Here is a 25569-nt window from a genome sequence, read left to right as displayed (position 1 = left end):
TCTTACAATATGGTGGTCTGTCCCAACAATGCAACTACCCGTTTGGGTAGCTGGGATGTCCAATATGACCCTCTGAACTCTTTTGATGGAACGACTGGTACCTTTACAGCTCCTAAAACCGGATTGTATACAGTTCTATTTGTGGTGCAGATGCTTGCAAGTCCTGTTCAAGCAGATAGTTATTTGGAAGGTATGTGGGTTGCGAGTAACGGTGCGACGATTAAGTCTGTGAACTCTTTTGCAATAGCAGGTACTTTTATGACGCCTATTATTTGTACAGGTACACTCTTTCTGAATGCAGGTGATACTCTATATCCTCAGGTCTCTCATAATATGGGCATAGATAAGTATCCTCGTTTCCAAGGTACTTCTCCAGGAGGAGGCGTGACGAGTACTGCTTTTAATAAGTTATCTATTGTTATACAATAAATATCTACAGAAATGAAAATAATTATTTTATATATACTACTTCTTTCCTCCTGTTGTCTTTTTTCCCAAATCGGGATAAATACAGAATCACCAATTGCCACTCTGGATATCAAATCCGAATCGACCACCATGCCGGTTATTTTATCACGCAACTCAGCTAATACCGAATTAAGCAGACTACTCGATAACGGGTATTGGGGATTGGCAAGGACTAATCCTGCGGTAAAAGTCGACTTGAGAGGATCTCTGGGTAATGGCGAATTAGGGTTGGGCACAACGGCGATGACGGCAGCAGCTGCCGGAGCCGGAGCTATCAGGTACAATAATGGCGTAGAATATTCGGATGGGAATACTTGGTTACGATTAGCTGTTTTACCTACCAAAGCATACGTAATAGCCAAGAATGAGGTGGCACTAGATATGACGACAACAGGTGTTTCTTCTGTTAATATATGGACAAACTGGACAGAAGTAGAGGATTTGACAAACAGTTTTAATCCCGTAACAGGAGTCTTTATTGCTCCCCGTACAGGTGTATATGCGGTATCATGTACAGCTATGTTCGAAAATGTAGTGTTGATATCAGGTCTATCCCTTATACATTTAGAGCTCATTATTAGGATTAATGGTCTTACTAATGATCCTATAGCATCTAAGAGTACATTTTCTGCTCCTGCTAGTTCGGGAATTCCATTCAATGCGACACTTGTAAATAAGGCATTTCTATATCTTGTGGCGGGTGACAATCTGAGTGTTCTTATTTATAGCAATAATAGGCAAAGTCAAATAAAAACAACGACAGATGGATCATATAATACACTAACTATATCAGAGATGTAAGTAGTTTTTAGGATGTTCGGGTAATGCCGGTGATCAGATAGATATCTGGCTGGGACAAGGCAGTGTTAGTTCTGGAGAATATAATATATGAGGAGTGTATATTCAAGTTTTGTGAATCCAAATTCAGCAGCAACAAGTATGCTATTTTGAAAATTGCAGATGACTTCAGCCCCTTCGAATTTCAATCGAAGGGGTTCCCTTTGCAAATACACCCATATATTTTATATAGAATAAAGTATTTTGCCCAATAAGTGAGAAAAAATACTAATAACTAAAAATGGGTGAAAGTTTCTCTTGTTGTTGCTCTTTTTCATATATATTCTGTCAGAGATTTATTTGCAACTGTTTTTGAGCATTTGGTATTACGGAGGGTCTATTGATGTGGTATATTTATTTTGTTTTAGACCTAAATAGTATATTTAATCTAGTATTCAATGTATTCTTTTGTAATATCCATTTTGACTAATGAGAAGTCGAATTTCTTTATTGTTTATTTGGTGTGTATATATCCTCATGGAGAAAAAAACTAAATGTTATAATATGTCTATATTTATTTAGCTTAATAACTAGCTAAGATAAAATGGCAAAAATGTTTTCATCTTGGCTACTATTTGCTTATTAACAGCCTGCAATTCAAAAAAGAGTGAAGAAGTCATTTGGTAGTAATTTTAAAACTAAAAATGAGCGTTATGACAAATGAATTAAAGGTGTTATTTTACCTGAAAAAGAATGGACTTTGTCCAGCCATGAGACGAATCCATGTGGGTAAAACAATGGCTTATTCAGTATGAAGATTGATGCGACGTTAAGCTATGGGATACTAGAGCCGGGAGGCTGAAAGGGAAAAGTACATTTGCCAATGGGCTGAACAAGCAGATAGAGAAAATTAACCTGCTAATCTATTTCCGTTATGACGAAGTCATTCGCTTAGAGCGGGAGAGTGCGGTCTCCGACTTGAAAGTCATGGTACAGGGCGTAGCCCAAGCGCAGGAATTTTCCTGTGCCTATATTTATATTCTTCTAAATACATAGAACCCAATGAAAATAATGCTTAAATAGTAATAAAACTATATGGGGACGTAAAAAGTCCATAGAAAAGCTATATAATCTATCTAATTATTCATCTTTATTTTTTGTAATTTAAACGAGAGTAAAATTTTCAGCAAAACTAAATAACACAAGCTTGTTATTCCATTTGAACACAGCCTTTATTCGACTCAAAACAATTTTATATTATTGATGATAACTAACTATAATTTCGATGAAACATCTATTAACACATCTGGGTATCCTTGCTCTCTGTACGGGTAGTCTAAATGCCCAGTCCCCGGGAGGAGTCGGCAATCCTGAACTTTGGTTCAAGACCGTCCCGGTCAGTTCTGATCTGAACGGAAACTACCGTTGGCAGGACTTCAGCGGCGATTCGCTCCGTTTGAATGTCTATAATTCCCAAGGAGCCTCCTTCGGCGAAGAATTTGTCAACACCGCCGTCCGCTTCTTTAACGGGTATCCGGCATTAACACTTAACAAACTGCTTGATTCCAACAACCGCAATGTCCTGTTAAAACGCAGCAGCCTGTCCCAAGCCACAATCATTGGGCTTTTCGCGCCGAACGCCAATTTCAACAGTGAAAGTTTGCTTTTCGGTCTTAACGGCCGCCCCGGACAAGGCGTATGGGTAGGCAATAATAAAATATATCCCGGCGTCCAAAGCGGAAAGGCTAAATTCGACTATGGCGAAAGCGAAGGGATGGATTTGATGTATTCATCCAATGATGTGGAATCCAATGCCAATGATTTTCGGGTACATTCCGCGCGCATAGCCGCCTATTACCGGAGCGTGCCACCCGCGACAGGTATCTGGGGCGATAAGGATAAAGCCGTCCTGTCATTCGGGACATACAAGTCCAATGATGTAAACAGTAACTCGGCTTTTTCTCTTACATCCTCGGAAAACAGGGCATTTTCCGGTTATATACCTGAATTTATCGCCTATAACCGCCTGTTAAATCCGCTGGAACGCCGTCAGGTCGATTCGTACCTGGCTGTTAAATATGCTTTAACGCTACCCGTATCCCTTATCGGCAGCCGGGGACAGCTACTCTGGGATTACACGGCCAATCCGGATTATAACCACCGGGTCGCCGGCCTCTACCGGGATAATGCCAGCGGCCTCTACCAAAAGGAATCAGCCACCACTTACGAAGAAAGCCCCTCTTACTCTGACGCCAACGACTATTTTTATCTGAACAATCCCAACAATCGCTCCTCTTCTTCGAGGCTCCTGGTCTTAGGAAGACAGGAGGCGAATCCCATGCAGGATGGCAATTATCTTTTCTGGGGGGATGACAACAGTTCCATCGCCTTGCATTCCATCGAAGGCAAACTGGGTTTGAGAAAGATAGACCGGGTGTGGAAGGTTGTTACCAATATCCCGCAAAGCGCTCCTGCCGATCGCCTGCTCAACTGGCAGGTACAGGATTTACAGGTAAGCGCGGGCGCCAACGGCTTTATATCCACCTTTGTTAAATCAGCCTCGTCCAGCGCTCCCGAACAGGGAACAGCCTTCACCGCGATACCCCTGAAAGAAAAAGACGGTTATCTGGGATTAACAAATATGTCCCTTCTGAGCGGCAACCTTTACCTTAAATTCGGAAGCAATACAGCCTTACTGACGCCAAACAGCCATGACTACGGTTACTATATCTCCGGGACAAGCGTTTATCCGGTTGTAAAGGGGATTGTTCTGGAAACCTCCGTTGCTACGCTGATCCTGACCTCAAAAATAGAACTGGAAAAACAAAACGATGAAATATACCTGCGGGCGGATGGTAGCCGGATTAACAACTCGCGCATAGCCATAGTGGCAGAAGATGCCAACAAGACCTTTTACGGAGGGTTGGGTATGGCCAAAGGAGTATTGGACGGCTCGGTTGATTTGCGTCACGGCGGGTTTACCGACACCGGCAACAAAATAGAATTATCTTACGCGAGCGATAAAGCCTCCGGTTTCAGGAACGATGGCAAAGGGACAAGCCTGTTGCTGATAGACAGGACGGGAACAGGAAATTTCGACCTGAATACGGCAGAAATCATCGAAGTATCGGAAATAGACATATCGCGCCGCAAAGCCATTTTTAACAATGTATTCCTTAATAACGGCGACGCCTTTACCTTTGCTTACAGGGAATCGGATCTTTCCGGGGAAGTAGAAACTATTGACCCTGCCTGTAACCAGTCGGACGGGGAAATCACGGTACATCTCTCCACAGGAGTCCCTGCATTCAATTACAAACTCACCCGCACGAGTACGGGAGAAGTGGTAAGGCAGGGCAAAGAATATGCATACACGATTCATCTGGACGGTTTATCCGGCGGCGAATACGAACTGAATATCTCCGAAGCGGGCGGCTTTAACTTCAACAACGGCGACGGTTCAGGTTCCACCAGAGCCAAAACAACCAACTTCCTGCCTGTGTTTGAGGGCAGCCTGACATGGACTGTCGGTAATACGGCTGATAACTACAGTGTCGGATATACGACTATTCTGGAAGATGTAAACAGTACCAAAAATATCATCCATTACGGATTAAAAAAACAAGGCGACAAACTCTATCAGATCGTCAACAAGAAAGTTTCCACCTCCGTTCTGACGACCGTACAGGTGGGCGATATTATACAAGTCTCTAAAAGCATGAGCGGTATTAAGTTCTACAAAAACGGGACACAAATCGGTTCGGGCAGTATCTCGATTCTGGATTATCTGGTTAAATTCTACGGATTGGTGGATATGAGCAACGGCAAAGCCGAACTGCTGAATGTAAAGGGGACAGGCTTCTTTGAACTTGCCGATTATAACTGGACGGGGGCCAATAATATGGGCGTCTTCCAGTCCAATAACGCTTCTTTGAGCTATACATTTACGTTGGAAGACCCTTGTGAAAATACACAAGCAGGCGGGGAAGCTCCGGTCCCAACCGCGGCGGCTCCCGAAGTGATGTCCATATTCTACCGGAACGTCGGAGATACGAAATCTGTCACCGCCCGCGTGGAACTTGCCGAACCGGAAGTCGTAACCTTCGCAGCTTACAACCTGAGCGGCGTATTGGTTAAAAAAGTGAACCTGCCCGTTCCCCGCATATTGCAGGAAGCCGATTTTGACTTCTCGCAGGCAGGAGTGTATATTATCAAAGCGATAACCACTACAGGCGAATACAGCAGAAAAGTAATGGTAAACTAAAAAAACAGATGAAAATGAAATTCAAAAAAATCCATATATTACTCGCCACACTGGCCGTGTGCGCGGGTATCGCGGGAGCGGCGGCGTTAAGCCGGCAATCCGCGGATCAGACAGCCTTTGTTCCGGCAACAGAGAATACCGGACAGGCAAGCTCCACAGAGAAAAACGCGACGATAAAAGAGCCGGAAGAAGCATCTGTAAAAGAAAAAACAGAAGCCGGTAATCAGGCGCCGTCCGCTTCGATACAATACCTGTCCGAAGAAAAAGAAGGGATCATCGGGACGTACGCGGGTAAGAAGCTGGATAATCCAGCCGACAATATTTTTACAGTCAACATAGAGAGCGAACTCTCGGATAACGATAAAGTATGGTTAAGCTACGAACTCGAAGGAGTAGCGGATTATACCAATATACCCCGTTCCATTAATGACAGATTGGCGACAGGAGGGTATTTCGTTAAGAAATCGGATCAGGCAGGGATTCAAAGGGAACAGGTCAATCCTGCATGGCTGGCGAAAGGAGAAAACCGGATTCAGTTCAGTTTGCCCGAAAATGCAAAATACGGTTACAAAGTAAGCAAGCTATCCATTGAAGTGGAGAAAAGAGCGAATACATCGCCTCTGATTGTAAACTCCACTCAAACGAGTTATGATAACAAGGCTTATGTACATGGTTTTATTCAGGACAAGAATATTGCTTCGGCTAAGATATTTGTCGAAGGAAAACAAATCACAAGCAGGAACGGTGAATTTGAAACGATTGTTACGGTTCATAATAACCGGAAGGTAAATGTAACAGCTATCCTTGCCGACGGAAAAGAAATCAGCAGGGAAATAGTATTTACTCATGGGATAAACGCGGATATGGAGTATGCCTTAAATACCGATATCAAACAAAACTCCGGTACTTTTACCAAAGTGGTTGACCAGGATTTAAAACTCGAAACAGCCTTACTGACTGTAAAAGCAAATGCCTTGTTGCTACCGACAAAGGACATTACGATAACGACCTTGAGGGATATTGACGTCCCCGCTTTGGATATGGGCATGGGCAATGTAACGGCAGAACATAAAGGCTATCGTTTCCTGCCTCATGGAGAACATTTCACAGACGGCGCGAAAGTAGCCATTAAATATGACAGAACCAAAATACCGAATGGTTTTACCGAAGACGATATCAAGACTTACTATTTTGATCTGGATACCAAACACTGGGTAGCTTTAAAACGGGATTCGATCGACAAGAAAAACCAGCTGATTGTATCGGCTACTACCCACTTTACCGATATGATAAACGGTGTGATTCAAACACCCGAATCACCCGAAACACAGGGTTTTGCTCCGACCATGATGAATGATATCAAGGCGGCTGATCCGACAGCGAAAGTACAGATTATCGCTCCTCCGGCAGCCAACAACAGAGGTTCGGCAGGATTGAGCTACTCCTTTGAAATGCCTCCGGCACGTAACGGAATGAGCCCATCATTAGGTATTCAATATAATTCCGATGGCGGCAGCGGCTGGCTGGGAAAAGGCTGGGATTTAGCTATGCCAAGTATCAGCGTGGATACCCGTTGGGGCGTACCCCGTTACAATGACGCGCAGGAAACAGAAACCTATTCGATGGGAGGCAGTATGCTTGTTACTATGGATGACAACGGAGAAAGCTCGGTGGCACATCGGGGAGATAAGATAAACAGGAAAAGCGACCGTCAGTTCTATCCGAGAAATGAAGGCGGCTTTTCGAAGATTATCCGTAAAGGCAACTCACCGGGTAATTACTCGTGGGAAGTAACCGACAAGTCGGGAACCAAATACACTTACGGAGGAGACGGAGCCGTATTGAAAGGTTCGGCAAAAACACTGAACGGCAATAAGGATGTAATTGTAGAATGGAAGCTCAAACGGGTCGAAGAACTTCACGGCGACTGGATCGAATATATCTATGAAACAGCCGATGAACCCGTAAAAGGAGGATTGACAGCCAAAGCCGTCTACCTGAAAGAAGTAAGAGCCGGAAACAAAGGAAGCGATCCGCATACGGTAGTCACTTTAACAAGCGCTACTCAGAAAGATAAGAAAACCAATTCGGCAAGATATGGTTTCCTGACTTCAAGCAACAAGTTACTGAATAAGGTAGATATTGCTTTCGAAGGGCAAACACTCAGAAGCTATGAATTCGAGTACAAGGCAGGCGCTTTCAATACCAATATTCTGGATAAGGTAAAACATCTGGATGCTTACGGGGTCGAGTTTGCTTCGCATACGATGGACTATTATGATGATGTAAAATCGACCGAAGGTTATAAGCCGTTTGAAAGTACGGCGGAAACGTGGAATTTGCATAATGACGGGATTGACGCAGGGTTTATTAATCCTATTGGCGGAGCATTCAGTGATAAAGCATCGGCTTTAGGTGGTAGCGAGACGTCCACGCAAAGTGGATCCATGTTTGTTGGTGTAGGGCTTGGGATTAATGTATTCAGCAAAGAATTATCAGCAGGAGCCAGTTACAGTTATACAAATTCCACAACCAAAGGTTTATCAACATTGGTAGACATCAATGGAGACGGCTTGCCTGATAAAGTATATAGAGATGGTAATTCATTGTATTATCGTCCGAATATTACAAAAGTAACAGATAGTGAAGCCAAATATGGCGACGCCATAAAGGTTATTGGTGTTTCCCAATTCTCGAAAACAAAAAGTAAGACAAATGCTTTCGGTGCAAAAGCCTATGCTCCTTTTGCCTCTACCGGTGTTGATTATGGAAAAACAACATCCGAAACAGAAGTCTATTTCGCGGATGTAAATAATGACGGATTACCGGATATTGTTATAGATAAAAAGGTTTATTTCAATCACATAGAGTTCGATGGATCAGGTAATGCAATCCCTACTTTTACCCTGAGTAGCGGCGATACGCCGAGCCCGATTATGGGAGGCGGAGTTATCGATACGAGCGATATGGAAGTAGACCCGCAGGAACAGGAAGATTTGATTACCGAATCGCCTTTACTCGATGTAGTCCGTGTCTGGGAAGCGCCGTTTACCGGTACAATAAAAATAGAGGGCAGTGTACAATTGCAAGCTCCGACAGCCGGTTACGATCAGGAAGAATATGCCAAATCGGATGGAGTACGCACAGCTATTCAGGTCGGAGACAATGAAAAATGGAATAAATCCATTCCTAAAGGAGATTTCACATCTTATATTGCCAATGTAAACAGTACAAGTGTAACCAAAGGACAGAAAATCTATTTCCGTGTACAATCCGGAACAGATAAAATGTCTAACGGTGCATTTGACCAGGTAAAATGGTCTCCGGTTATTACATACACAGACAGGACAAATCAACTGAACCCCAATGGGCAGGGAACGGCTGTATATAAAATAACAGATGCTGGCTTTATCAGTATCGAAACTCCGAATTACATCCCATCATCGACGCCTGTTACTGTTTCAGGGAGATTCATTAAACCTGTGACGTCCGATAATGTGACATTAAAAGTCATACTTTTCAATAATAAGACATTGGAAGATGAAAATCAAACGCCGAATCCGGCTTATCAGGAAGTAGTATCTTACCAAAGAGTATTCGCCTGGGATGAAACGTTCAACGGTGACATATCATTTAATGTAACAAATACATTCGGTGGAGAAAATCTTCAATTTGTTTTATCTACGGAAACAAATATAGCTTTTGATCAGGTAAAATGGACGCCTTATCTAAACTATACAGTGAATGGAACTTCGATGAGTTCGCTTGCTACAGTTTATTATCCTGTTTTCGCGTCGCATATTTCAGAGGGGCAATCCTACAATCTGGCTGCAAACGGAACCCTTAGAGTAGAGCCTAAATTTTCAGGCCTCCCTTTGGTATCCGCCCCATCAATCAACGGCAAATTATTAATGGCTGTTAAGAATGTTACCGGCCTAATCACTAAACAGGAAGTGACTATCACGAATGGTATTGTTGCCCCAAGCTCAATCATTAATTCCGCTGTAGCTCAAGCCGGAAGTGTATGGGTCGAGTATTATGTAACGGATAAGGCATTATTGGCACAATTAGGAAACCCATCAACTGTTATTACTGCCAATGGAGTTAATACAACCCTGGCCGTTAATACCTTCACCACCCGTGAGAATGAAGGATATGGAACGATGCATCGCGGTTGGGGACAGTTTGTATATAATGCCAATGACGGACGTTATGGTAATCCTGTTAATCAGTCCTTATTGAAGATGCCTGAAAATGAAAATGAAGCTGACCCGATGAAAATGGTATTTATGCCAATGGGATTGGATGCCAAAGAGAAGGATTATTGGACAGGTCAAGACCCAAATGTATCAATCAAAGGAGATTTAATGAGCAGTTCCCGTTTAGGAGAACAAGACGTCATTCTGACTAATCCATTAGAAGGCTTGAGTAATATGGGAGGCATAAGCGGTGGCTGTCTTGAAGGTTCGGGAGCGACTGCGCCTGTATTAAAAACCAAAGGCTCAAGTACCGGCTTTCTTGCAGGTGGAGGCGTCGGGCCCGTTTCGGGAAATGTCAGTACATCTTCGGGAGATGAGAAAACGCTGACCTCATTTACAGATATGAATGGAGACGGTTATCCGGATATTATCACCGAAAATCAAATTCAATACACGAATTCCAAAGGAGGCCTTGACGGAGAATCTTTGAATGGTAACTATACAAACAAAAGCACGAACAATAGTCAATCTATCGGAGCCGGAGGCGGCATTGTGTTGTCAAGATCGACAACAGCGAGCAGCCAGCCAACCAAATCGGCAGGAGGAACCAGCTCGGGCAAGAAGGAATCGACTAAAACAACACCTGCAAACGAAGCCGGTACATCCGGCGACAATGCAAAAGTTAAGTTGTCCATGTCCGGCAGTGCAGGAGCTAATTTTAATAAAGATGAAACCCGGTACACATTAATCGATGTGAATGGCGACGGCCTGCCTGACAGGGTAATGAAAGATAATCAAAGGGTATGCCTGAATCTCGGATATGGATTTACTCAGGAAATAGACTGGAATATATCTGAAATTCAAAAGGGAGGCGCTACAACCATCAGCGCCGGATTAGGCCTGGATTTTAAACAATCCAGTTTTTCCGGTGGTTTTGGCATTACAACAACAACAAGTAGTGTAAACTATATGCTAATTGACCTGAACTCAGACGGTTTGCCTGATAAAGTAAGGGAAGATGATGGCAAGGTATATGTCTCTTTAAATACCGGTAATGGGTTTGCTAACGAAATTCTGTGGAACGGCCTTTCCATGATAAATAAAAGCGCTTCCACATCCGAATCGGCTAATACCGCCGCAACATTTGGCTTTACGTTTTTAGGCGCTAAATTTATAACAAATCCGGGAGCAAATATCGGACAAAGCATGAGTCGCCCGCTATTTGATATCCGCGACGTAGACGGCGATGGTTACCCCGAAATCGTCTCTTCCGACGAAGACGGAAAGATGACCGTTTATCGCTCTACTATTGCTCGTACTAACAAACTGAAATTAGTAAACAATCCTTTAGGAGGAAGCTTTACCATCGATTATACGCGAAGTCAGGCCACTTACGATCACCCCGGAGGAAAATGGGTTATGAAATCCGTAGAAATCAATGACGGTATTTTAGACGATGGGGCTAATATGAAAACCATCTTCGAATACGCTGACGGTAAACAGGAACGCCACGAACGCGAGTTCTTAGGCTTCGGTAAAGTAATTACCAAAAACATCGACACCGAATCCACAGATGCAGACAAAGTCTATCGCAAAGCCATACAGGAATACGATGTAAATTCGGTTTATACCGCCGGAAACCAACTGCGTTCGGTAGTGGAAGACGCCGCAGGTAATAAGTTCACTGAAAGTGCCAATGAATACCACAGCTATAAAGTAACCGTTTCGGCTGATACATACAGTTTTACGGCAGACAACAGTATTTGTTCCGACCGCGCGATCGCCTTCACTCCGATGAAATATACCAAATCGGTAGTCTATGAAGGACAGGCGGACGGAATGATTGCCAACGAAAGTTTTTACGAATACTATCTGAACGGTCATTACGGCGATTTGAAGAATTACAGGTACAGCGACAAGGGCAGTCTGGGTAATAGCGGGACAGGAGCATTCAACTACCAGACTTTGGTTGAATACGCCAATAATCCGGCAAAACATATCTTCGGATTACCTACCAAAGTGCAGGTAAAAGGCTCTGACGGAAAACTGTACCGTCAAACGGAAGCCGCTTACGACCTGAACTATGCCAACCACCTGACAAAGGTAACGCAGACTCTGGATGAGAACGGCAACAAGGCTGAAATAGACATCGTATACGACAAATACGGTAATATCACGAAGAAAACACTTCCAGCCAACAGTAAGGGGCAGCGGATGTTCTATTCCTACAAATACGACCGCGACTACAACATGTACGTGGAACGCGTGGAAGATGCTTTCGGCTACCGTAGTGAAATGGAAGACTACGATTACCGCTTCGGTATTCCGTTGACTACCCGCGATATGAACGGTTATACGCTGGAAACAACCATCGACCATATGGGACGCGTGGAAACCATTACAGGCCCGAACGAACAGGTACTGGGCAAGCCTTATACGATTAAGTTCGAGTATCATCCTCAGATTGTAAAGGATGCGACAGGCATAAGTTCTCCTGCTTACGCGGTAACCAAACATTACGACCCGCAGAATCCGACAGACGATTTGGAAACTGTAACCTTTGTCGATGGATTCGGCAGGGCAGTTCAAGTCAAGAAAGACGGCGTGATTACCGAAACAACCAACGGAACCAATCCGCAAGACCGTAAAGTAATGATCGTCAGCGGACGGGCGAAGTTCGACCCATTCGGTCGTGTTAGGGAAGCATTCTATCCTGTATCTGAAAATATGGGAAGCAAAACAGTATTCAATCCAGTATTCGATGGCGTAACTCCAACCAAATCGGAATACGACATTATGGACAGGGCGATAAAAACAATCCTGCCGGATAACAGCGAGTCGCTGATGGCGTATGCCAAAGATAACAGTAGCCGTACTTTAGTCACTACTGTTACCGATGCGATGGGCGGACGCCAAGCCACCTTTACCAACGGTTCGGGACTGACTGTCAAAACAGAGCAGTATTCAGGTCCTGACGGTACGATTACAACCCGTTTCGAGTTCGACCCGATTAACCAGCTGTTGAAAGCAATTGATAACGGCAACAATGAAACCGTATCGGCTTACGATATGGCGGGAAGAAGGACACAAGTGATACACCCGGCTTCAGGAACGACGACTTTTAAGTATGATAATGTAAGCAACCTGTTAAGTAAACAGACCGCTAATCTGGAAGCAGAAAGCAAGTTCATTGCGTATGATTACGATTACAGCCGCCTGAAAGCGATAACTTATCCGAACCATCCCGAAAACAATGTCAAATACACATACGGTAATAAGAACGCTTCTTATAACCGCGTTGGACGATTGATGTTGCAGGAAGACGCTACGGGAGCACAGGAATTCTTCTATGGCAGATTGGGAGAAATGACCAAAGTCAGAAGAACCGTAATCATTCCGAACCAAGCGATAGCTACCTATGTAACCGAATGGAAATATGATAGTTGGAACAGGCTGGAAGAAATGATTTACCCTGATTTGGAGAAAATCACCTATTCATACAATACGGCAGGTTTACTGGAGAGTGTGAAAGGTGAAAAAGCCTATTCATATAACTATGTGAATAAGTTAGGGTATGACAAATTCGAGCAACGTATTTATATGAAATATTGCAACGGCGCGGAAACAAATTATTCGTATGACGCCCAAAGGAGAAGATTGTCTAACCTTATGGTAATTTCGGGTAAGGATACTCGCAAGCAGATTATGAACAATAACTATACCTTTGACGCGGTGGATAATGTATTGAGCGTGGTAAACACAGCACCTCTACCGACAACAGGCATGGGCGGACAGATGAACCATACGTATAATTATGACGGGTTGTATCGTTTGATCGGTGCAAGCGGCTCATATACCGGAGCAGATACTAAAACAGCTGCTTACAGTTTGGAAATGGCGTATGATAACTTGCATAATATCACTAGCAAGAAGCAGCATGTAGAACAGCAGGGTATCCAGTTTGACGGAATACTGAAAGCGGGTTATGACCTGACGTATAATTATGATAATAATCCGTTCCAGATCAGTACGCTCAAAGATGAGAACTACCGTACCGAAGGAACAGAAAATCAGGATAAAATTAAGAAAGATCATGCCTATAAGTATGATGCAAACGGGAACCTGGTTTATATCAATACCGCCAGAGAAAAACAGGACGGGCAGGCAAGCGAAGGAGCAAATGAACGTAAGCTGCTTTGGGATGAAGAAAACCGATTGACTGCTATTAATACCAATGGATTTATCAGTGGTTACTGGTATGATGCCGCAGGTGAACGCGTGATTAAAATCAGCGGTGATGACGAGGGCATTTATGTAAATGACGTCTTTAGTGGAGCGAGAACTGAGACCAGTAACTTTACGGCATATATCAATCCATACTTAGTTGTAAGCAAAGGTGGTAATTATACCAAACATATTTACATTGGTTCTCAACGCATCGTTTCCAAGTTGGGTGATTTGGACTCTTACGGCGGTGACCCGCGCAGAATTGAATATGCAGGAGCAAATGTAGATGGCGCGAAGGTGGATTATAAAGCAAAATACAAGCAATCGCAGCAAACCATCAAGAACAATTATGCTAACTTTGAAGTGCCTTATTATGGTAAGGATAATGATGATTATGTAAACGGAAGCGGCTTCTGCTGCGATAATACGCCTCGCTTGAAGTCGTTTGACTCAAGTAAAAATGATAATCCGGAATTGTTCCAGTATTATTATCACAGTGATCATTTGGGTAGTTCGAGTTTAATTACCAACTTAGATGGGGAAATAGCCCAGCATATTGAATACGTTCCATTCGGTGAAGTCTTTATAGAGGAGAGAAATAATACGTGGAATACACCGTATTTGTTTAATGCCAAGGAATTAGATGAAGAGACAGGGCTGTATTATTACGGAGCGAGGTATTATGATCCGAGAACTAGTGTTTGGATAAGTAGTGATCCATTGCAAGAGAAGTATCCGAATATTAGTAGTTATGCGTATTGTGCTTTAAATCCAGTAATATTTAATGATCCAGATGGAAAAGATTGGACTTATGGAACCTCTGTTGATAAGAATGGAAATACTCAGATAAGATTAATATTTTTTGGAGCCATAAGAAATCAATCAGGAAAAAAGATTGATCTGAATAAAATGGTTACAGAACAAAAGAAAGCTTTCGAAGATGTTTTTGGTCAAGGAAATGTTACGGCTGTAGCTCATATTCGTGTAATAAATAAATATGAAGATTTGAAATATAACGAGCATTTAATTGACTTAGTAACAGGAGATAATTTTGATAGTTCTCATCATGGAGGGATAGCTGGTATTGGAGGCAAATATATTAGATTAAATTCTGATTATATTAATGAAGATGGAAGTTTCGTGGATAAAAAGACTATGATACATGAAATAGGGCACACTGGGGGACTACTACATCCTTTTGAGCATGATAAATATTTAAAAAAGGCTGACTTCAATTTTTATAATGGTAATAAATTTGAATTTGGAGAACAATATATGAGACTTGATAGTAGTAACGATCCTGATAAATGGGCTAATTTTATGAGTTACACATCTGAGGCTGTATATGGTTTCAAAAGTTGGACTGATACCAATGAATTAAAAAAGTATTTCATGGGAAAAATTGGTAAAGCAACAAAAGGGCAAATACAAACTATCATAAATAACATCAATAAAGGAAATTTGAATAGTGAAAATGATTTACCTAATGAATAACAATAAGTTTTATACCCTCTTATTATGTAAGAGGGTATTTCTATATCTTTTGATAATTCTTTTTTCTTGTCATTCTTGTATAAAGAAAGACGAGAAAAAGATTGACAGTTTAGAAAAATACAGACTGCAAGGTATTGAAGATTATAGGAGTGCAAATTTCAGTTTCCATGCAGCATATATTTACCCTAATGAGAATATTAAAATATGGATTAACGATCAATTAATATTTGATGAAATTGGAAATGGAAATATGACATGGGTATTTTATTCTTTTCCTTTTCAAATAAAGAAAATTGATATTTGTAGTAAATGGAATAATCAAATAGTTTTTAGGAATGAATACAAAGATACTTTACAATATGCTAAAAGAGTTTTATTAAATTTAGAAGTCCCAATACCTAAACATGTAGATATCGACTCTTTAACTTTTCCTCCAAATTGGGAAGAATTGGATATAGACTCAGCTTTTAGGCCCTTAACTCTCACGGAAGATACTATCAATTATATAATTTATTGATAATAAGTACTAAATCGAAATTTGAATTTACTGGAGGAACAGGAGAAACTATAGGTATAGGCTTATCAAAAGGAAAATCCCTTTTTCCTTTTTCAGCGACTAAATCTGGCCAGAACTCAGTTTTGTTAAAAATTTACATTGGTTCTCAACGCATCGTTTCCAAGTTAGGTGATTTGGACTCTTACGGCAGAGACCCTAGACGTATCGAGTACGCGGGAAGTAATGTGGATGGCGCGAAGGTTGATTATAAAGCGAAATACAAACAGTCTCAACAATCCATCAAGGATAATTATGCTAGCTTTGAAGTGCCTTATTATGGTAAGGATAACGACGATTATGTGAATGGACAGGGATTCTGCTGTGATGACACACCGAGACTGAAATCATTCAATCCAAGCCAGAACGACAATCCGGAATTGTTCCAGTATTATTATCACAGTGATCATTTGGGAAATTCGTCATTAATTACTAATTTAGATGGCGAAGTTGCACAGCATATAGAGTATGTGCCATTCGGAGAGGTATTCATTGAAGAACGTAATAATACTTGGAATACTTCATACCTTTTCAATGCCAAAGAGCTGGATGAAGAGACTGGGCTATATTATTACGGAGCAAGGTATTATGATCCGAGAACTTCGGTATGGATTAGTACGGATCCGTTGCAGGAAAAGTATCCGAATAAAACATCCTACCATTTTTGCTCTCAGAATCCGATAAATAAGATTGATCCAGATGGAAAGGATGATTATTTTACCTCCGAAGGAAAATATAGTCGGTCTACTCCAATAGGTAACAATATTATAGTGGAAACTAGCGATGGAAACAAATATCCCTCTGAATTTAAAACTAATTGGAATTTATTCGACTGGAAATCAGAAGCAAGAGAAACCTTAAATAATATTTATTCTTATTATGCAGAAAAAGCAGGGGTTGGAAATATTTTTAAAGGAGTTACTAAACTTAAACATGATGACAATTTAGCATTCCATTCTGGTGGGGAGATATGGATAAGTACTCAAAAGAATGGTTCTGTATCACCTTTATTTGATAATTATTATAATCTAATGAGTTCTCTTGAACATGAAGGATATCATAATCAAGATGATAACAATGGAATTAAAATATCTTATACAGTCCATGTAAAAGTTTATTTGAAACAAATGAAGTCAGATAATTATAAGAATGCCTCTTCTGAGTTTAAGGATGGAATAATGTTGAATTTTTTCAAATATCTAATGGGGGCGAAACAGAAAAAAGAATCGGGATGGAAAACTGTTATGGAAGATTTTAATGAGAGTAATATTAATGGAGGATTTCAACTTAGAGATAGAAGCTCTGGAGGAACACAACTTATAACTCCAGACGGGAAAGGTGAAGTTAATACATTAAAAGCTATAGGAAACATACCCAAAGATCCCCATTAATTATGAAAAAATTAAGATTATTGTATTTATTGCCTTTTCTTGCAAGTTGTACTCCAAGTGATGATTTTGAACAAATTTTGTGTAATGAGAAATCATATTGGGTAACTTTGCCTATTGATAAAGTTAATGATTCGACCTTTGTAATAAATTATTGTGATAAATTTGAATCGGATCATTTATATGAGGAGTATTATATTAATAAAGATAAAAAATACTTATCGGTCAATGATCTAAATCATTTTGAAAAAGGATTGTACACTGAGAGAAATTGGTTTTATTATAATAAAGACAGTAGTTTATCTATAAGTTCAAATAAATATAAGTTACTAAGGTATACTAAAGATATGATTTATCTTCTATATAAAAGGTCTGACGACATAGACCTTTCTGATTATTTCAATACTGATACTATTGTTATGTACAATATTAATAGATATCAGGAATATACTATAAAATAATTTTAATTAAGGTAATAAATTAAATTTCCTTGTTATAACCATCTGATAATAAAAAAATCATTACTAAGTAGAGGCAATATTTATATTGCCTCTACTATTTTAGATGTTCCAAAAGTTAATAAATTAGAATTAATAGATCGAAAAAAATACCTCTCATCCATAATTATGTATAAAATAATAGATAATCTACCGATTGAATACAAACAGTCACAACAACAGATTAAGGATAATTATGCTACCTTTGAAGTACCCTACTATAGAAAGGACAATGATAATTATGTAGACGGACAGGGGTTCTGTTGTGATGACAGTCCGAAACTGAGGTCATTCAATCCAAGCCGGAATGATAACCCTGAATTATTCCAGTATTATTATCACAGTGATCATTTGGGAAGTTCGTCATTAATTACTAATTTGGGCGGTGAAATTGCTCAGCATATCGAGTATGTGCCGTTTGGTGAAGTCTTTATTGAGGAGAGAAATAATACTTGGAATACACCTTATCTATTTAATGCCAAAGAGTTGGATGAAGAGACGGGTAACTACTATTTTGGAAAACGTTACTACGACCCTCGTATCTCTTTTTGGTTGTCTACTGATCCACTTCAAGAAAAATATCCACACATAAGCACTTACGCTTATACTTTCCAAAATCCTGTTAAATATATTGATCCAAATGGAAAGGAACCGATTAAATCTCAAGCAGTATCTCTTTCTGAATTAATTAGAGTTTTAGCTTCTGTGCGTGCAAGCTCTTTAGAAGATATTGTAAGCTGGTATGGAGGTATTGATAATAGATGGGCTGCTGTTGAAAGAAAAGGCATGTTGAATGAGAGATATGTCTATTCTAAAAGTTGGGGATGGATTGATATGAGACACTTTTCAGCAGCAGCATATGGTACAGACTTATTATTGGCATCAAGTAATGACATTTTGAAACGAGGTGAAGAAACAGAACTTGCGCAAGAAAGGGCTGGTAATGCTTCGGCTTGGTCTTATGAAGATTTAGTTTCAAATGCTTTAGGGGTGTATTTTGAACAATATGCAGAAAGCTATAAAGGTAATGCTTTACAAGCTTTAACCTCATTCTTTATGAAGATTGGAGTTGTCGAAAATCCACTAGATGTAGCTCCAAATGAATTACCTGACGCTGAGAGACAAACCCCTCCTCAAAATATGTCTTATGAATCAATAAATACATCAAACAATAGAGCATTAGGAATAGATGCTAAAATTGTAAAGTTTATAGAAAGTTTTACGGGAGAGGATATTAAAACAGATCGTAGGGCTAAAATTGTAAATCAGCAAGCAAATGGTAATGGTCAAAATTCTAATTGAATGATGAAAGCAATACTTTTTATTATATTTAACGTCATTAATATATTGATCTTTTATCTGTTTTCAGAATATATTCTTAATACAGAACTTGAATTGATATATTCTAATAAATGGAAAGTCTTTTTGATAGGTATTGCTTTATTTACTGGTTGGGTCTTTCTTTGTTCACTTAGGATAAAAAAACTAAATAAGTATATCTATATCATTTCTTTTATTTTGTGTCTTGGTTTTATAACTTACTTTTCAAGAGAAATTATAGATTATCAAGACAATGTAAATTTGGAAAGGGCTATACTCCTTATTGATAAAGTCGAAAAAGGAGAAAATGTAAATAATACTTATTATTGGTTAGGATTATCACCTTATCGTTTTATTTTTGAGGAAGAAGGGAATGGTAATTCAACAGTTTTGATATTCAAGACTAAAAAAGGATACTTTTATAGATATGACTTTAAATTAAGAAAATGGTCTCTTATGACTTTAAGTTAAGAAAATAGTCTTACTGATTGAAGTTGGTATTGTACCTGATTAAGTATTATACTAATGTCTGATAAATAAAGTTCCACTCCATCAGCATAATCTGATGGGGTGGATTAAAAAAAGAGAAGATGAGATATAATTATTCTATAAAATATCGCACAAGCATTAGCCTTTATTATTATGGGGAACGGTATTATGATCCGAGGACGAGCATTTGGTTGTCAGTCGATCCGTTAGGATTAAAAAATCCTAATATGTCGTCTTATCATTATTGTTCAAATAATCCACTGAATATGGTTGATCCTGACGGTAAGGACGATTTCTTTAATGAAAAAGGGTTTTATACACATAGCACTAAAGTTGGATCTAAAATAAGAGTAAAGATGGGAGATGGTTATGTTCTACTGAGTGATATAGACTTGAGCTCGACTTCCAATAGACAAATAGTAGCTAATACTTTAGGATGTTATGTAAATGAAATTGGAGCATCTTATTATGCGAAAGGAATGGTTCCCGTAGGGAATGATCCTAAAGGTACTGTTGGATTATCTAGTTATACCGGCGATTCTGAACATGCACTTGCATTCGCGGATAAAAATTATAATATTTTCTTGAATAGAGATTTTGGTAAACTAGATGAATTATTAAATGATAAGCATAATATGATTAATACATTTGTTCATGAAGCCAAGCATAAAGACCAATTTTTATCAAATTCAACCCTTAAAACTGAAAATCGTGAAATTGAAGCAATCCAAGCTCAGATGGATCATTCATCATACTCAAAGACAACTAAAGAATATCAATTAAATACCCTTCAATATTAAAAAAAGAATCTGGGTAAGAGAATTGATAATGGGGCTAATGATCATACTGTTTCTAAAATAATAGATCATGCAAATTCCAAGAATTCAAATTATCAAATACAATATGAGCGTCATGGGGGAGCTGCAGATGCTTATACCCTAAAAGTTAAAGAAAAGAAATGATAATATGAAAACATGTAAATATTTATTGTTTATAACAATTCTCATCTCCTCTTGTAATATAGAAAAAAAAGATAGTTTGGAATATAAAATTAGAGGCCATGATTTTAAGTATTGGATATTGGTTCATGATGAACCAATGGTTGTTCAAAACCAGATGTTCGATGATAATCCAATGTTATTTTTATATTTTGACAAATCTAAGAAATTTTACCGTGGATATAAGAATAGCTTAAAAGATAAATTTGTGATAGATGATTATCAGAATACTGATATGGTAGTTGGAAATGATTGGTTATTGACAAAAGATAGTATAATAACCATGAATGGAGCTGGATACAAAATTAAGGAAATAACTAATGATATGATGTTATTGTATGATCAGTCTAATAATAGGTATTCCCTATATGTTATTGCACCCACTGATTTAATACCTAAAGAGTTTTATAGATTACAATCTCGAAATTAACTCAATGATTTCCAAATCAGTCTAATAAATTGTTTCCGACCAAAGTCTATTGGTCGGGGCAATTATTTTATCATTATGTGTCAGTTGAATAATCAAATAGATATATGATTAATAGATATAACTTTTCAATTAAATATTATGGAATGGGGCTGTACTATTACGGGGCGAGGTATTATGATCCACGGACTTCCGTTTGGATAAGTACAGACCCAAAACAAGAAAAATATCCGTCTGTTTCTACCTATGCTTATTGTACATTGAATCCGGTGAGATATACAGATCCTACAGGAATGGCTCCAGAAGATGGTGATCCGCATGATCCACTTGTTAGTCAATTTGATTCCAGAATTAAAATAGATGTAGACCAGGGAGTAGCCGAGTTAAATTTAGACAACTTCAGTATGTTTACAAGAGCGAAAATTAAGGCGATGAATGAAGATATGGCTAACTGGGCTCCCGGAGAGATCGGTATAAATACTACTGTTGCAAATTTTAATTGGTCGAAAGTCACTAATTTCGAAAGGTCAGAACTTGCAAGCATGGATAATACAGTAGGAGCTGTTGATCCTAATTATGATCCGAGAGTAATACCGATTGGAGGTACTGTTTTGAAGAAAGACAGAACACCAGACAGACGATATGCAGGGTGGAATCAAAAAAGTATTAATGCTGGTTCACCTGGATTTATAACTGGGGCAAAAGGAATGTTAGTAGTAAATTTAATTAATTTTAGTTTTGAACAGTATATGTTCTGGGCTGCAATTAATGATAAGAATAAATTAGAAAGCCATACAGAAGCTCTAAGGACAACTGTTAGATTGGTGAGTACTGCTGCAGCGAGAGGAGATATTCCTAGGCAATTCATGGATAAGAAGAGCCAACTACATATTGTTAATTATGTATATCAAGGGGGAGAAAGTTCCGGTTATGCATCAATAGGATCAATTGGCCGGAGTATTCTGAAAAACAGGGATTCTTATAACGTAATAGAGAAAAAGAAATGAAAAAATATATATTTTTTATATTAATCATATTCCTGTCTTCATGCACATCTCGGCTGGATAGAAAACTAACAGGCATCTGGTCTATAGATATAGATAGTTTGAGTACAGACAATCCCTTATGGTATAATTTTTTAGATAATATGTTTATTTTGAGAAATGACCATACAGCTTCACTTCCAGCCATTTTAAATCTAGATATAAATTATACAGATGGTATAAAATGGGAAACAGTAAACGGTGAAGTCTCAGATTCGATTTATTTCCATACCCAAGAGCATCCTATGAGTGGTAAATTTAAAATTACATTTTACAGGGACTATAAAGAAAAGCTCTTTAAAATGAGGTTGGAAAATGATAATACTGTAATAATCTGCCGGAAAGGATTGCAGAATTTTGATAAGAAAATTGACTGGTAGCTAGTCTTATTTAATCCCGCCATTCAAAATAGTTTGGCGGGATTATTGTCTTATATTCATTTAGGTAGTTCGAGTTTAATTACCAACTTAGATGGGGAAATAGCCCAGCATATTGAATACGTTCCATTCGGTGAAGTCTTTATAGAGGAGAGAAATAATACGTGGAATACACCGTATTTGTTTAATGCCAAGGAATTAGATGAAGAGACAGGGCTGTATTATTACGGAGCGAGGTATTATGATCCACGAGTGTCAATCTTCTATGGAGTAGACCCTCTTGTTGAAGAAACAGGAACTCCTTACCAGCAGGTATATGCGTGTGAAAAATAAGAGTGGAGAAATTTTCACCTCTATGAGATAATATCAGGAGAGAATGAAGGCAATTATCTTGCAATACAACAGAATGGGAAAGAGTATGTGTCAACAAATAGCGGAATTGAAGAAGTTAACATGTATGAGTATATGTATGTTGTAGGAAAAGATAGGGTCGAAGATTTTAGAAATGGGCAGACAGAAGGTGATGGATACTTAAGAGGTCTGGTAAAAGTTGCAGTAGATGGAGGTATGGATGGGAGAGCTAGTTATTGGGAGAATTGTAAAACACATGTGAAAAACCAACTTCATCCAACGAACATATTATTTAGTTTTTCAACTAATCCTTTTGATTTGAAAGGAATAGGGAAAAATGTTAAAGGAACGGTAAGAACTAGACCCAAAGCACCAAAAATAGAGATAAGTGTAGCAACTCCCAAATCAGCGCCAAGCATTAAACCTCAGGGGTGGAATGAATTTCAAATTGGTCGAAAAGGAATGTATACAAAAGAAAACTATGGCTCTACTAAGGCTGCACAAAAGGCAAGGTCTAGAGACTATCAAAGGATGAAAGATAAGAACTAAACAGGAATAAATGACTGAGTATAAAATAGAAAACCAAGGTGATAAAATTTGTTTAACAATTTTAAATTGTGGACAATCAGGATGTGCTACTTATTTTATAGGTATCACAGGATTATTTATATTTCTTTTACCTATAGTTATTATAATTATTTTATCTATCGAAGTAAGTTTTGGAACTATGCTTGTTTGCTTAGTTGCATGGTTAATCTTTGGATATTTATTTCGTTTATTTCTATGGAATAAATATGGTAAGGAAGTCTTTCTTGTAAGTCGTGGTAGGCTAGATCGGTACAATGATTATAAACTCTATAAAGACAATCAAAATTCATACGAGTTTTCTAAAATTGATGTTTTATATTTTCTAAAAAACACAGGTTTTTCAATCTATGATCTGAGAGATTTAGATAGTGACTTAATATTTAATAGTTTGAGTATTATAGGATTTGACTTGGATGGGGAGATAATTATATCTCATAAAGAAATTGCTATAACTGATATAGTAGATATTGCTCTAAAAATTGAGTATATTACATCATTTGAACAATAAAAATGGCAAATTGATAATCCCCCCCTCGTTCGGCATAGATTTTGCCTACGTTGAAGTTAACAACAAGGCTTAGCCTTGATGATGAAAATAATACTAATTTCTATACAAATCACTCCCGCAAGATAGCTGTGCGGGGGTGATTATAAAAAACAAAATGGATACTTGTTAACATAAGCATACCGGATAGAATCCAATGTCAGTGTATGTTAGTTAGTACCCTGTAACATTATTCCTGTAAATTGATGGATTCTATCTGTACCTGAAAAGAACAATAAAAATTATTGAAGTTGTCGAGAATCCACTAGATGTAGCTCCAAATGAATTACCTGACGCTGAAAGACAAACTCTTTCCCAAAGTATCTTATGAACCAACGAATACATTAAATAGTAGGGCATTAGGAATAGATGCTAAAATTGTAAAGTTTATAGAAAGTTTTACGGGAGAGGATATTAAAACAGATCGTAGGGCTAAGATTGTAAATCAGCAAGCAAATGGTAATGGTCAAAATTCTAATTGAACGATGAAAGCTATACTTTTGGTTATATTTAATCTTATTAATATATTGATCTTTTATCTGTTTTCAGAATATATAATACAGCACTGTTACTTCAATCGCTTTATCTCACTGGATTATTATATTGACATTTCTTCTTGCCTTGTTATTAGTTGTGGGGAAGAGGCGTAATGATGTAGTCATTTTTACAGAAACAGGACAAGAAATGAGAAAAAGTATTACCGGGTATAATATTGAGTTTTTAAATACAATAATTACTTCTGTTGTAAATATTATTATTTTTAGTTCATGTATACAATATCTGCTGAAGTTATGCTTCGAAATGGAGAACATTTATATATAACATCATTATTTGTAATTCTTGGATTATTCAGATATCTTCAAGCTATTTTCGTTGAAAAAAAGGGTGATAGTCCAACTAAATTGGTTCTTAAAGACCGTTTTCTACAAATTACTATCTTATGTTGGGTAGTATCATTTATATTAATCCGATTTTTTTATAAGTAGCTAATAATAAACAAATATGAATAATAGGAGTATTCTATACCATCTTCTCCCTGAAAAGAAGATCTAAATAATTTTACTGTGTTTACTAATGCTATTTTACTTTTCATATTCTTATTTTATAATAACACAAACTTCAATAATAGACAATCCGATCTTGGGTGACCTCTATTTCTCTTTTGACAATAATACAATTTATAAGTATGGATATCAGAGTATACCCCCACACCCACTTTTGAGATATTTAACAAGCCTAATTATCTTTTTAGGAGATTTATAGGCTACATTAACGGGAAGCTTTAAAGCTAAAACTTTTCTTTGGGTTTTATTTTGTAACTATATGATAGCAAGCTCTGTTTTATTTATCTTTAAATACCTTGACAAGGTAATTAACTTAGACCAGCAACTGTTGTTGACAGTATAGCTTTTTCTATAAAAAAAAACAAATGTAATTATATAAACAGATATGGTAAATGATTTCGGTATAAAACACAGCATTAAATTTATGGGAGTAATTGCATATAGTGTAGCAATCAAAATCGAAGTTTTAATATCTAATTATTACAAATTTTGTAATTTGTA

General features: G+C 38.4%; 14 protein-coding genes and 3 pseudogenes. All 17 read left to right on the top strand.

Going from position 1 to position 25569, the window contains the following annotated elements; genetic code table 11:
- A partial coding sequence (locus IR022_RS06315; protein ID WP_199330278.1) for a hypothetical protein occupies positions 1 to 429 on the top strand: 429 nt, incomplete at its 5' end.
- 12 nt (positions 430 to 441) lie between these two features.
- Positions 442 to 1269, top strand: coding sequence for a hypothetical protein (locus IR022_RS06310; RefSeq protein ID WP_194203077.1), 828 nt, complete (start codon positions 442 to 444; stop codon positions 1267 to 1269).
- A gap of 1261 nt (positions 1270 to 2530) precedes the next feature.
- Positions 2531 to 5509, top strand: coding sequence for a T9SS type A sorting domain-containing protein (locus tag IR022_RS06305; protein WP_194203076.1), 2979 nt, complete (start codon positions 2531 to 2533; stop codon positions 5507 to 5509).
- Positions 5510 to 5523: 14 nt separating this feature from the next.
- Complete coding sequence (locus IR022_RS06300) at positions 5524 to 15429, top strand: SpvB/TcaC N-terminal domain-containing protein (protein ID WP_194203075.1); 9906 nt, start codon at positions 5524 to 5526, stop codon at positions 15427 to 15429.
- Positions 15422 to 15946, top strand: a complete 525-nt coding sequence (locus IR022_RS06295; protein WP_194203074.1) for a hypothetical protein — start codon at positions 15422 to 15424, stop codon at positions 15944 to 15946. The genes IR022_RS06300 and IR022_RS06295 overlap by 8 nt, the downstream gene beginning before the upstream one ends.
- A gap of 23 nt (positions 15947 to 15969) precedes the next feature.
- A pseudogene (locus tag IR022_RS06290) lies at positions 15970 to 17373 on the top strand (RHS repeat-associated core domain-containing protein); the annotation flags it as partial.
- 2 nt (positions 17374 to 17375) lie between these two features.
- Positions 17376 to 17831, top strand: a complete 456-nt coding sequence (locus IR022_RS06285; protein WP_194203072.1) for a hypothetical protein — start codon at positions 17376 to 17378, stop codon at positions 17829 to 17831.
- A 180-nt stretch (positions 17832 to 18011) separates the two neighbouring features.
- Positions 18012 to 18518: pseudogene (locus IR022_RS20330) on the top strand (RHS repeat domain-containing protein); the annotation flags it as partial.
- Between the two features lie 651 nt (positions 18519 to 19169).
- Positions 19170 to 19658: a hypothetical protein gene (locus IR022_RS06275; protein ID WP_194203070.1), complete on the top strand. Its 489-nt coding sequence runs from the start codon at positions 19170 to 19172 to the stop codon at positions 19656 to 19658.
- 119 nt (positions 19659 to 19777) lie between these two features.
- Entirely contained in the window at positions 19778 to 20476 is a 699-nt protein-coding gene (locus IR022_RS06270) for an RHS repeat-associated core domain-containing protein (RefSeq protein ID WP_194203069.1), read from the top strand.
- Positions 20477 to 20642: 166 nt separating this feature from the next.
- A complete protein-coding gene (locus IR022_RS06265; protein WP_194203068.1) occupies positions 20643 to 21104 on the top strand; it encodes a hypothetical protein in 462 nt (153 codons plus the stop codon).
- A gap of 104 nt (positions 21105 to 21208) precedes the next feature.
- A complete protein-coding gene (locus tag IR022_RS06260; protein ID WP_194203067.1) occupies positions 21209 to 22108 on the top strand; it encodes an RHS repeat-associated core domain-containing protein in 900 nt (299 codons plus the stop codon).
- On the top strand, positions 22105 to 22524 hold the full coding sequence (locus IR022_RS06255) for a hypothetical protein (protein ID WP_194203066.1): 420 nt from the start codon (positions 22105 to 22107) through the stop codon (positions 22522 to 22524). Before IR022_RS06260 ends, IR022_RS06255 begins: the two co-directional genes overlap by 4 nt.
- A gap of 57 nt (positions 22525 to 22581) precedes the next feature.
- Positions 22582 to 22812 (top strand): annotated as a pseudogene (locus tag IR022_RS06250) (RHS repeat domain-containing protein); the annotation flags it as partial.
- A 129-nt stretch (positions 22813 to 22941) separates the two neighbouring features.
- Positions 22942 to 23421 carry a hypothetical protein gene (locus tag IR022_RS06245; RefSeq protein WP_194203065.1) on the top strand — a complete coding sequence of 160 codons (480 nt, stop codon included), beginning with the start codon at positions 22942 to 22944 and terminating at the stop codon, positions 23419 to 23421.
- Positions 23422 to 23431: 10 nt separating this feature from the next.
- Positions 23432 to 23968: a hypothetical protein gene (locus IR022_RS06240; protein ID WP_194203064.1), complete on the top strand. Its 537-nt coding sequence runs from the start codon at positions 23432 to 23434 to the stop codon at positions 23966 to 23968.
- A 317-nt stretch (positions 23969 to 24285) separates the two neighbouring features.
- Positions 24286 to 24486, top strand: a complete 201-nt coding sequence (locus IR022_RS06235; protein ID WP_194203063.1) for a hypothetical protein — start codon at positions 24286 to 24288, stop codon at positions 24484 to 24486.
- The last annotated feature ends 1083 nt before the right edge of the window (positions 24487 to 25569 follow it).

Source organism: Dysgonomonas sp. GY617, assembly GCF_015233815.1.
GTDB lineage: Bacteria > Bacteroidota > Bacteroidia > Bacteroidales > Dysgonomonadaceae > Dysgonomonas_A.
This window is presented reverse-complemented; position numbering and strand designations above follow the sequence as displayed.

What these genes read in the sequence shown, in the direction of transcription:
- IR022_RS06260 (WP_194203067.1), top strand. Translation starts at nt 21,209, where the DNA reads ATGATTAATAGATATAACTTTTCAATTAAATATTATGGAATGGGGCTG.
- IR022_RS06310 (WP_194203077.1), top strand. Translation starts at nt 442, where the DNA reads ATGAAAATAATTATTTTATATATACTACTTCTTTCCTCCTGTTGTCTT.
- IR022_RS06255 (WP_194203066.1), top strand. Translation starts at nt 22,105, where the DNA reads ATGAAAAAATATATATTTTTTATATTAATCATATTCCTGTCTTCATGC.
- IR022_RS06305 (WP_194203076.1), top strand. Translation starts at nt 2,531, where the DNA reads ATGAAACATCTATTAACACATCTGGGTATCCTTGCTCTCTGTACGGGT.
- IR022_RS06240 (WP_194203064.1), top strand. Translation starts at nt 23,432, where the DNA reads ATGACTGAGTATAAAATAGAAAACCAAGGTGATAAAATTTGTTTAACA.
- IR022_RS06265 (WP_194203068.1), top strand. Translation starts at nt 20,643, where the DNA reads ATGAAAACATGTAAATATTTATTGTTTATAACAATTCTCATCTCCTCT.
- IR022_RS06300 (WP_194203075.1), top strand. Translation starts at nt 5,524, where the DNA reads ATGAAATTCAAAAAAATCCATATATTACTCGCCACACTGGCCGTGTGC.
- IR022_RS06285 (WP_194203072.1), top strand. Translation starts at nt 17,376, where the DNA reads ATGAAAAAATTAAGATTATTGTATTTATTGCCTTTTCTTGCAAGTTGT.
- IR022_RS06275 (WP_194203070.1), top strand. Translation starts at nt 19,170, where the DNA reads ATGATGAAAGCAATACTTTTTATTATATTTAACGTCATTAATATATTG.
- IR022_RS06235 (WP_194203063.1), top strand. Translation starts at nt 24,286, where the DNA reads ATGAATTACCTGACGCTGAAAGACAAACTCTTTCCCAAAGTATCTTAT.
- IR022_RS06295 (WP_194203074.1), top strand. Translation starts at nt 15,422, where the DNA reads ATGAATAACAATAAGTTTTATACCCTCTTATTATGTAAGAGGGTATTT.
- IR022_RS06270 (WP_194203069.1), top strand. Translation starts at nt 19,778, where the DNA reads ATGAGATATAATTATTCTATAAAATATCGCACAAGCATTAGCCTTTAT.